Raw genomic sequence first — 9824 nt, forward strand, 5'->3', positions numbered from 1 at the left:
GCCTCATTCCGGCATATCGGTGCACCCCGCCGACGGAATCCGATGGAGGACGCTTATGGCCCGAAAAATGCTTGCCTGCCTTCTGTTGTTCATGATCGCCCTCTGGGCCGTCCCCCTGATCTCCGGACCGGCCCGGGCGGCCTCGGATTCTCCGCCGGCCCGGGAAGAGGCGTTTCCCAGGCGCCTCGACAACTACAAAGACCCGGCCCACGAGGGACTCCTGGCGGTGCTGAAGCACCGCATCGAACTGGAGCCCTTCAACCTGGCGGCCACCCTCATCTTCTTCGCCGCCATCCTCCACACCTTTCTGGCCAGCAAGTTCATGGCCATCGCCCACGCGTGGGAGCACGAGCACGACACCCGGATCAAGCAGGGCACAGCCCCCCGAAACTCCGTCCACCACGGCGCGGAGCTGTTCCATTTTCTGGGCGAGGTGGAGGTGATCTTCGGCCTGTGGGTCGGGGCGCTCGTGGTGGCCATCCTTTTTTTTTACGACTGGCAGACCGTCGTCACCTATATCAGCTACAAGGTCAATTTCACCGAGCCGGTCTTTGTCGTCGTCATCATGATCCTTGCGGCCACGCGCCCGATCCTGAAGCTTTCCGAAACGATCATGGCGAGGATCGCCAACCTGTTCGGCGGCACCCTCAAGGCCTGGTGGTTCACCATCCTCACCGCAGGGCCGCTTCTGGGCTCCCTGATCACCGAACCGGCCGCCATGACCATATCGGCCCTCCTGCTGGCCCGGAAGTTCTATGAACTCGAGCCGGGGGAGCCGCTCAAGTACGCGACCCTGGGGCTGCTTTTCGTCAACATCTCGGTGGGCGGGACCCTCACCCATTTCGCCGCCCCCCCCGTCCTGATGGTGGCGGGACCATGGCACTGGGACACCGCCTTCATGCTGCTCACCTTCGGGTGGAAGGCCGCCACGGGGATCCTCGTCGTCAATACGGTTTATCTCCTGGTGTTCCGGGACGAGATGTCGGGCCTGGAGGAAAAATTCGCCCTCCGGAGCCTCCGGGACCACATCCGTGCCACCTACCTCAGCCGGGACATGATCGAGGCCGAATTCGACAGGGCCGGGGACATCATCGACGCAAGGACCCAGGTCTTCGCAACGGTGGAGGCCCAGGTCCAGGCCATCTCCCAGGAAATCCGGACCCGCCTGCTCAACACCTACCTCACCGAGGCCCTGCCCGAGGGGGTTGACCGGTCCCTTGCCTGCGAGGCCTTCGATCAGCGTTTCAACGAGGTCCTCCTCTACCGGATGCGGGAACACCTGCCCGTGCTGCTGCCGGAGGAAGACCGCGCCCCGTTCATCGACCCGGACTGGGACGACCGGGAAGACCCGGTGCCGGCCTGGGTCATTATCGCCCACCTGCTCTTCATGGCATGGACGATATTCAACGCCCACCACCCCGAGATCTTCATACCGGGCCTCCTCTTCTTCCTGGGCTTTGCCACGGTCACCGCCCCGTTTCAGAACCGGATCGAACTGAAACCGGCCATCCTCGTCGGGTTCTTCCTGGGGGGGCTCGTCATCCACGGCGGCGTCCAGGGATGGTGGATCCAGCCCGTCCTGGGGAACTTCTCTGAAATTCCGCTGATGATCGGGGCGGCCGTGCTGACCGCGTTCAACGACAACGCCGCCATCACCTTTCTCAGCACCCTGGTGCCGGACTTTACCGGCAGCCTCAAATATGCCGTGGTCGCCGGCGCCGTCACCGGCGGGGGGTTGACGGTCATCGCCAATGCCCCCAACCCGGCCGGCCAGTCGCTCTTAAAAAAGTATTTCGAAAACGGAATCTCCGCCGTGGGGCTCTTAAAGGCCGCCCTCCTCCCCACGGTGATCATCCTGCACATTTTCATGATCTTTCTCGTCACCATCAAATAGGCGTCAACGATGCATTCGGGGCTCGCCCACCTGGGCATGATCGTCTACACCCTCATTATCGCCGGGTCCTTTCCGGTGGTCTCGGCCATCACCCCGAGCCTCGACGCCGTCGTCCTCACCTTCTGGCGGTTTCTGTCCGCCACCCTGGTCTTCGCCCTGATGCTGCCGTTCGCCCCCGGCGCCAGGCGGCTGCCGGGCCCCGGGGATTTTTGCCGGTACGCCGTCGTCGGTGGGAGCTACGGCTTTTTTTTCATCCTGATGTTTGCGTCCCTCAGGGAGACCACCCCCCTCAACACCAGCACCATCTACACCACCCTGCCCCTCATGACGGCGATCCTCGGGGCTTTCATGGGCGATCCGGTGCGCCTTCGCCAGGGGGCCATCCTGGGCCTGTCCATGGCAGCCTCCCTGTGGGTCGTTTTCCGGGGGGACTGGGGCCGGATGGCGGCCCTGGAATTCTCGCGCGGGGACCTGCGATTCTTCCTGGGGACCGTGAGCCTCGCCGTCTATGTCCTGGCCCTCAAGCGGCTCGCTCGGGACGAGTCCAAGGTGCGGTTCACCTTCTACAGTCTGCTGACGGCAACCCTGGCCCTCCTGGCCGCGGCTCTGGTTCAGACGGGGTCCCTGCCGTTTCCAAAGCCTTCGGTCTGGCTGGGGCTGGCCTACCTCTCGGTGCTCTCCACCGCGGGCACGTTCTGGATCATCCAGTTCACCGCCGTCCGGCTCGGACCCAACCGGGTGGTGGCCTACACCTTCCTGACGCCGTCTGCCGTGGCCGGCATGGAATGGGCCATGGGAAAATCGGTTGTGGAATGGACCGTTCTGCCCGGCATCGCCTTCACCCTCCTGGCCGTGGTGCTCCTGCAACTGCCGGAGCCGCCCGGCGGCCGCCCCCCGAGGTAGTCGGCCCGGCCGTTATTTCCGGAAATCCTCCTTCCGGACGCCCAGGGCCTTCATCTTGTCATACAGGCCGCGGGAGTGGATGCCGGCCATTCGGGCGGCCCTCCCGACGCGGCCGCCGGTCTCCGCCAGCACCATCTCGATGTACCGCTTTTCGATCTGCGCCACCATCTCCCTTCGGACCTCGGGAAGGGTTTTCCCCTTCCAGGCGGCGGTCAGATCCGGGGCTTCGTCTCCGATCATCCCATGGGGCAGGAGCGACCCGCGGTGAAAAACCGAGGGAAGATCTTGCACGGTAATCTCGTGGGACTTGCAGATCAGGATGGCCCGCTCGATGACGTTCATGAGCTCCCGCACGTTTCCGGGCCAGTCGTATCCGCTCAATGCCTTCATGGCCGAGGGGGAGATCCGCCCCACATCCCTCCCGATCTTGTAGCGGTAGAGATCCAGGAAATGCCCGGCCATGTGCGGGATATCCTCCTTGCGCTGCCGGAGGGGCGGTATGGTGAGGGTCACCACGCTCAGGCGGTAGTAGAGGTCCTTCCGGAAGTTCTTTCTGGAAACCTCCTTTTCAAGGTCGCGATTCGTGGCCGCGATCACGCGGACATCCACCCAGATGGGGCTCTCCCCGCCGATGGGCTTGACCTCGTAGTCCTGGAGCACCCGGAGCAGCTTCGCCTGCAGGTGGAGCGGCATCTCCCCGATCTCATCCAGAAAAATCGTCCCGTTGTGGGCCAGCTCGAAGGTGCCCCGCCGGGAGCGGACCGCGCCGGTGAAGGCCCCCTCGGCATGGCCGAAGAGTTCGCTCTCCAGAATCTGCTCGGGCAGGGCCGCCGTGTTGACGGCGATGAAGGGTCCGGCCGAACGGGGGCTTTCGGCATGGATGGCCTTCGCCAGGTGCTCCTTGCCGACGCCCGTCTCCCCCATGATCAGCAGGGAGGAATTGCTCGCGCTCACCTGCCGGACCTCGTCGATGAAGATCCGCATGCTGTCGCTCTCGAGGACAAAATCGCCCAGTTGGGGCTTGGCCGGGTGCTTCGGGTGGAAACGGTTCAGTTGAATCAGCTGCCGGCGGGACTCCAGGGTGGTTTCGATGGCCTCCTGAAGCCGCTTCTTCGAGACGCCGGAGAAGAGCACCACGTCGGCTCCGGCGGCGACCAGCTGGGCATGCTCCTCCGAGGAATCCCCGTCGTGGAGAATGACCGTCGTGGGGCTCTCGGGCAGATCATTGAGCATGGCGATACCGGATTCGGACGGCCTTGGAATGATCGACTCGCTGATGACGATGATATCCCCGCAGCTCCGCATCACCTTCTGCCACGGGGAAGGCAGGGCGCCGCAAGACTCGACGCGGATATCCGTGAGGGAAAAGCTCTGCTCCAGATACCTCTGAAGCCGTTTGTCCTGGACGGCCAGGACCAGTTTAATCAGCATGAGCGCTCCTGATATGTGGTATTTTTTTACCCGCTTCCGATTACTACGGCCGTCGCCTCAGGGGGCCACCGGGGCACGCATCCACTTTTAATGCGTTAAATCAAATTGTTTTCCCGAGCATCGCCTTTCCCCAGGATTCGTCAGGAAAAGCAAAACACCGCGGCATCCCGCTTTCGACACCTCTTATCAGTAGTCCAATACCTTTTTCAACAAATATAAGTAAGCACTTACTTAATATTCGGATGAGACCCGCAGAAAAAAGTAAACGCCTCAATGATCTGTTTCGATATCAGGATATTACGGCATCTTGAACCCTGGGCACGCATTATGCTTGGCGAAGTATCATTCAGCGGCGGGGCCCCGATGGGTCCTCCCGGAAGCAAACCAGACCGGCCGCCGGCCTTCCGTTGAAAATGACTTCGAACAATCGTTCCGCCCGGCCTGCAGGCCGGCCCGGCGGATGCCGCGGAAACCTGAACACTCATGTGAGGATCGAAAATAATGATGCATATCCGAATTGAAGAAGGCTTCGAGACCTGCCGTCAAATCTGGGAGAATATCCGGCCGGTCGAGACCCTGTTCGACCTCTGGCCGGTAAGGGTTTGCTTTGCGACATCCTTCGACCGGAACCCGTATTTCGTCATCGCCGAGGAGGGCGGAAAGATCGTCGGGCTGCTCCCCCTGAGCCGGACGGACGAACCCGAAAGCTTCGGCTTTTTCCCTGGAGAACTCTGGTCCGGCAAGACCTGGCTGGAGCGGAACCGCATCATCGCCCGGGACGCACGAATCGCCCATGCCCTGCTGAACCACGTTCCGGGCACCGCCCATCTGCGCTACATGGCCCCATGCCCCCTGGTTTCCGAGGTTCAGGAGATGGACGAGATCGGATACCTGTTTCTGCCCGCAGATTACCAGTATCAATTTGACACCTACATGGCCCAATTTTCCGCGAAATCCCGCAAAAAACTCAGCCGGGAGATCGACGCCGTGACGGCCCCCGGGGTCGCCTTCCGGTATGACGTCTTCGCCGACGTGGACCATTTTTTCCGGATGAACCTCGGGGCCTTCGGCGAGCGCTCCTATTTCAGCGACCCCAGATTCCTGAAGTCCTTTGAAAAGCTGATCGCATGGCTGGCCGCGAACGAGATGCTCCGGATCACCACGGTGCTCATCGGCGGCAGGATCGCGGCCGTGGACGTCGGCGCCGTCCTCGGGACATCTTACACGGTCCTGGCCGGCGGCACCGATCCCGAGTTTCCGGGGATCGCCAAACGGATCAATTTCCACCATATGGAATGGGCCTGCCGGCTGCGGATGGCAGAGGTCGATTTCCTGTGCGGCGATTTCGGATGGAAGGAGCGCTTCCACCTCACCCCCCGCCCCCTTTACCAGATCCGCATCCCTGCCATGCATGACACGGTCCGGCTGCCCGCGCACCCGATCCCGGCGAGGGTCCCCTTCGTTCAGCATCCGGCCCGGATGCCCGCCCCGGTGACCTCCTGCGGAACACACCCGCCGACGGACGCTCCAGCGAGGAATGCCGAAGGTGTCTGGTAGCCCCCGGGTGCTCGTCGTGGGCACCACCTCAGACTACATCGACTGGATCCGCAGCGCCGCCCCCGGAAGGGCGCTGTTCCTCACCGACCCCGGGATCCGGCGGCGGGCGCAGGAAGCCCCGCCGGACCCCTCCGAAGAGGTTCTGTGCGACCTGACGGCGACGACGCGGGTTCACGAGGCCCTGGAAGCCCACCTGAGAGACCGGCGGATGCACCTTTCCGGCGTGGCCTGCTTCGACTGCGAATCCATGGCCCTGGCCGCCGGGATCGCCGCCGCCCGCGGCCTGCCCTACCCGTCCGTTGAGGCGGTGGGCCGCTGCCGGGACAAATATCTCTCGAAAAAGATCTGGCGTCAGGAGGGCGTCCGGTGCCCCCGGGCCGCGCGGGTCTCGTCGCCGGACGAGGCCGAAGCCTTCAGCCGGGAAGCCAAAGGCCCCATCGTCCTGAAACCGGCCACCGGCAGCGGCAGCGAACTGGTCTTTGTCTGCGCAGGGCCGGACGAGAGCCGGGCCGCCTTTACGGGCATCGAAACGGGGCTGGTTTCCCGCCGCGGCAACCGGCTCTACCCGGCCGGCGCCTCGGATGCCCCGGGCATCATCGCCGAGGAATATGTCGAGGGAGAGGAGTACAGCTGCGATGTGATCATCGAAAAGAGCGGGATCGGAATCATCCGGCTGACCCGGAAGATCCGGTCGCCCCGGGACCCCTTCGGCACGACCCGGGGGTATGTCCTGATCGACGCCCTTCCCCCGGCCGTCCGGATGGCGGACTTAGGCCGGCAGCTCCGGGATGCGGCCTGGGCACTGGGCGTCACCTCTGGAATCTGCATGGCGGACCTGATCCTTCGCGGGGGCGACCTCTTTTTCCTGGAAATGACCCCCCGGCCCGGCGGGGATTGCCTGCCGTCCCTGCTCCGGGAGGCCGCGGGCATCGACATCCTGATGATGACCCTCGATGTCGCGGAAGGCCGGCCCGTCGGTATTATGCAGGGGCGCCCGGTGAAGCCCCGGGTCGGGCTGCGGCTGCTTGCAGGTCGAGGCGGGGTGGTGCGGGAAATCGACTGGGCGCGACTGGCACAGGACCCGCGCGTGCGCCAGGTCAATATCATCCGGAAGCCCGCGGACACGATCCGGATGCCGCCCGAGGACTATGACTCCTGGCTCCTGGGCCATGTGATCTTTGCCCCTTCGGAAGACGGCCCCGAACTCCCGGCCCAGTGCGACGACATGGCCGGCCGGCTCACCGTGAGGATGGCATCGTGACCCAAACAGCCCAAGGCCCGATCTCCCCGGCAGAAATCGAAGCAGCCGTCGGCAGGCCGCTGCCGCCCTTTCCCGAGGCATCCCTCCGGGCCTTTGTCGCGCGCCATTTTGACCGGGCCCCCTTCTACATGGACGCCCTCCGGAACCATCCGCCCCCCGTCTATCTTCTGGAGACCCAGGTGCTGGCCGCGGGCGCAAGGCGGTTCATGGCGGCCTTTCAGGGCGCCCTGCCGGACACGGCCTTCTACTACGCCATGAAGAGCAACAACCATCCGGAGGTGGCCGGACATCTCCTGAAACAGGGGTTCGGGCTGGACGTTTCGGGCGGGCCCGAGCTTGCGGCGGCGCTCGATCTGGGGGCCTTAGACATCATCTTCAGCGGCCCGGGAAAAACCGATGCCGAACTGGATATGGCGGTCCGGCACGCGGAGAAGGTCGTGGTCCTCATGGACAGCTTCGGTGAACTGGGGCGCCTGGAGAAGGCCGCCGCATCCCGTGGGGCCGTCGTCCGGACGGGGGTCCGCCTGACCACCAACCCCGACGGGCTCTGGCGGAAGTTCGGCATCCCGCCCGACCGGATCGAAGACTTCTTCCAGGCCGCCCGGAGCTGCCCCCATGTCCGGCTTCAAGGGCTTCAGTTTCATACGAGCTGGAACCTCTCCCCCGAAGCCCAGCTCCGCTTCATCGAGATGCTGGGCGGTGTGCTGCGGACCCTCCCCGAAGGGTTTCTGAGGGAGTTCGCCTTTATCGACATCGGCGGCGGCTACTGGCCGGAGCAGGGGGAATGGCTCCATCCCGGCGGAACGCCCGAGGGGATGATCCGCAAGGCCCTGGGTCAGACCGTCGCCGCGGCAGCGCCCCGGTACCGGATCCCGTCGATGCCCATCGAAGGTTTTTCCGAGGCCCTGGTGCCTTCCATCGAACGGCATCTCCGGTCCGTGGTTCCCTGCCGCATCTGTTTCGAGCCCGGCCGATGGCTCGTCAACGACGCGATGCACATCATAGTATCGGTGGTGGATAAAAAGGCTTCGGACCTCGTCATCACCGACGCCGGCACCAATGCCGTCGGGTGGGAGCGCTACGAGACCGACTATTTCCCGGTGCTCAACCTGACCCGGCCGGCCATGATTGAGCATCCCTGTCATATCCTGGGGGCCCTGTGCACCCCCCACGACGTCTGGGGCTATGCCTACTGGGGCGAGGCGATCGAACCCGGAGACATCCTCCTGATCCCGACCCAGGGGGCGTATACCTACAGCCTCCGGCAGGAATTCATCAAGCCCCTGCCGGCGGTGGTGGTGGTGGTGTAGCGGGATTGAGGCTGAAGGCTGGGACCGGTCAGGCGGACGCGGCGGCCGTGTGGTCCGCGATGGCTGCGGCCATCCGCTCCCACAGGCCGGGAAACGCCGTCCCGTGGCCGAGGCCCGGGATCACCTCGATGCGGGCGCCGGGAATGATGGCCGCCGTGTCCTGACCGTGCGCAAGGGGCACCACCGGGTCGCAGTCGCCGTGGATGACCAGGGTGGGGATCCTGATCTGGTCGAGCCGGTGCCGCCTGCCGCCCGCGCCGAGGATGGCCGCGAACTGGCGGAGGAAGCCGGGCGCATAGATGCCCCGGTCAAACGCCTTTCCCGAAAGCTCCCGCTGCAGTTTTTCGTCGTAAAATTCAGATCCGCCCGCAAACGTGCGGTAAATCGCCGCCATGTGGCTGACATAGCCCGCGCGCTTGGCCGGTGGGATGGACAGCAACGCCTCCCTGGCTTCCGGCGTCGAGGGCGGGAGGTCAGGCTCTCCGGTGGTGGACATGATGGAGGTCAGGCTCAGGAGCCTGCCGGGGTATTCCAGGGCCATCACCTGGGCGATCATGCCGCCCATGGAGAGCCCGCTCACATGGGCTTGATCGATCTTGAGGGCATCCATCAGACCGACGGCATCGTCGGCCATGTCCAGAAGGGTGTAGGGCACCCAGACCTGGCGGCCGGCCGCCGTCTCGGCCATGAGGGCCTCGACGTCCGGCACGTAGAGGCGCTCCATCCGGGTGGACTGGCCGACGTCCCGGTTGTCGAACCGGACCACGAAATGGCCGGCCGCCGCAAGCATGCGGCAGAACGGCTCGGGCCATGCGACCATCTGCGTGGCAAGCCCCATGATCAAAATCAGCGGCCGGCCTTTCCTGTCGCCGAAGGTGTCATAACAGATCTCAATCCCGTTGCTGGATGCCTTGCGCATCATCGCTTCCCCCTTGTCGCCTCCGCACGCCCCTGTGCAAGGCCCCGTCGTTGTTGAATGCCGCTGTTGATCTGAAAAAGCGTATCAGTATACCCCCCGTATTACGGGTTGACAAGCAGATTCCAGCCCATAGCCCGCAGGATGGGTGGAGGGGCGCGAAACCCATCCTGCCGATATCAGCGGACGGTCATCCGCCGAAGAAACCCCTCGACCGCCCCTAGGGTCTTCTCCCACGGGGGATGACGGTGAAAGGTGTCCAGGGCCCGGACCGACATCCGGGCCAGGGCTTCCCGGTCTTCGGCCAGCCGCCGGACTGCGGCGGCCGCAAGATCGGTCCGTCCCGGCGGCACGAGGATGCCGTTGACACCGCAAACGACCGTCTCCCGGGCCGCGCCCCTGGTGGAGGCAATCGCCGGGAGGCCGTAGGCCATGCCCTCCATCAGGGCCATGCCGAAGCCTTCCTGGGAAAAGGGCATGGTCATGAGGTGGGCGTCCTCCAGAAGCCGGACCAGGGCCGGCCCCGATACCGGGCCCGCCAGAAGGACCCGG

8 protein-coding genes are annotated in these 9824 nt (G+C 64.5%); 5 read left to right on the forward strand and 3 right to left on the reverse strand.

The features are described from left to right. Positions 1–55: 55 nt before the first annotated feature. Positions 56–1894, forward strand: coding sequence for a putative Na+/H+ antiporter (locus ACEW8N_RS13440; RefSeq protein WP_373500343.1), 1839 nt, complete (start codon positions 56–58; stop codon positions 1892–1894). Positions 1895–1903: 9 nt separating this feature from the next. After that, entirely contained in the window at positions 1904–2797 is an 894-nt protein-coding gene (locus ACEW8N_RS13445) for a DMT family transporter (RefSeq protein WP_373500344.1), read from the forward strand. 12 nt (positions 2798–2809) lie between these two features. On the opposite strand, the gene ACEW8N_RS13450 is transcribed toward ACEW8N_RS13445, so the two are convergent. After that, complete coding sequence (locus ACEW8N_RS13450; protein WP_373500345.1) at positions 2810–4228, reverse strand: sigma-54 interaction domain-containing protein; 1419 nt, start codon at positions 4226–4228, stop codon at positions 2810–2812. Between the two features lie 501 nt (positions 4229–4729). Here ACEW8N_RS13450 and ACEW8N_RS13455 point away from each other — a divergent pair. Genes ACEW8N_RS13455 through ACEW8N_RS13465 form a run of 3 tightly spaced genes read left to right on the forward strand, consistent with a single transcriptional unit; the run spans position 4730 to position 8356 of the window. Beyond that, the gene (locus tag ACEW8N_RS13455; RefSeq protein WP_373500346.1) at positions 4730–5785 is read left to right on the forward strand and encodes a GNAT family N-acetyltransferase; all 1056 of its coding nucleotides are present in this window, start codon (positions 4730–4732) and stop codon (positions 5783–5785) included. Continuing rightward, complete coding sequence (locus tag ACEW8N_RS13460) at positions 5775–7046, forward strand: ATP-grasp domain-containing protein (protein WP_373500347.1); 1272 nt, start codon at positions 5775–5777, stop codon at positions 7044–7046. The genes ACEW8N_RS13455 and ACEW8N_RS13460 overlap by 11 nt, the downstream gene beginning before the upstream one ends. Beyond that, a complete protein-coding gene (locus ACEW8N_RS13465; RefSeq protein ID WP_373500348.1) occupies positions 7043–8356 on the forward strand; it encodes a decarboxylase in 1314 nt (437 codons plus the stop codon). Before ACEW8N_RS13460 ends, ACEW8N_RS13465 begins: the two co-directional genes overlap by 4 nt. Before the next feature lie 28 nt (positions 8357–8384). On the opposite strand, the gene ACEW8N_RS13470 is transcribed toward ACEW8N_RS13465, so the two are convergent. After that, positions 8385–9278: an alpha/beta fold hydrolase gene (locus ACEW8N_RS13470; protein WP_373500349.1), complete on the reverse strand. Its 894-nt coding sequence runs from the start codon at positions 9276–9278 to the stop codon at positions 8385–8387. A gap of 173 nt (positions 9279–9451) precedes the next feature. Continuing rightward, positions 9452–9824, reverse strand: a 373-nt coding sequence (locus ACEW8N_RS13475; protein WP_373500350.1) for a glycosyltransferase, incomplete at its 5' end; no start/stop codon positions are given.

Source organism: Desulfococcus sp., from assembly GCF_041737845.1.
Classification (GTDB): domain Bacteria; phylum Desulfobacterota; class Desulfobacteria; order Desulfobacterales; family Desulfococcaceae; genus Desulfococcus.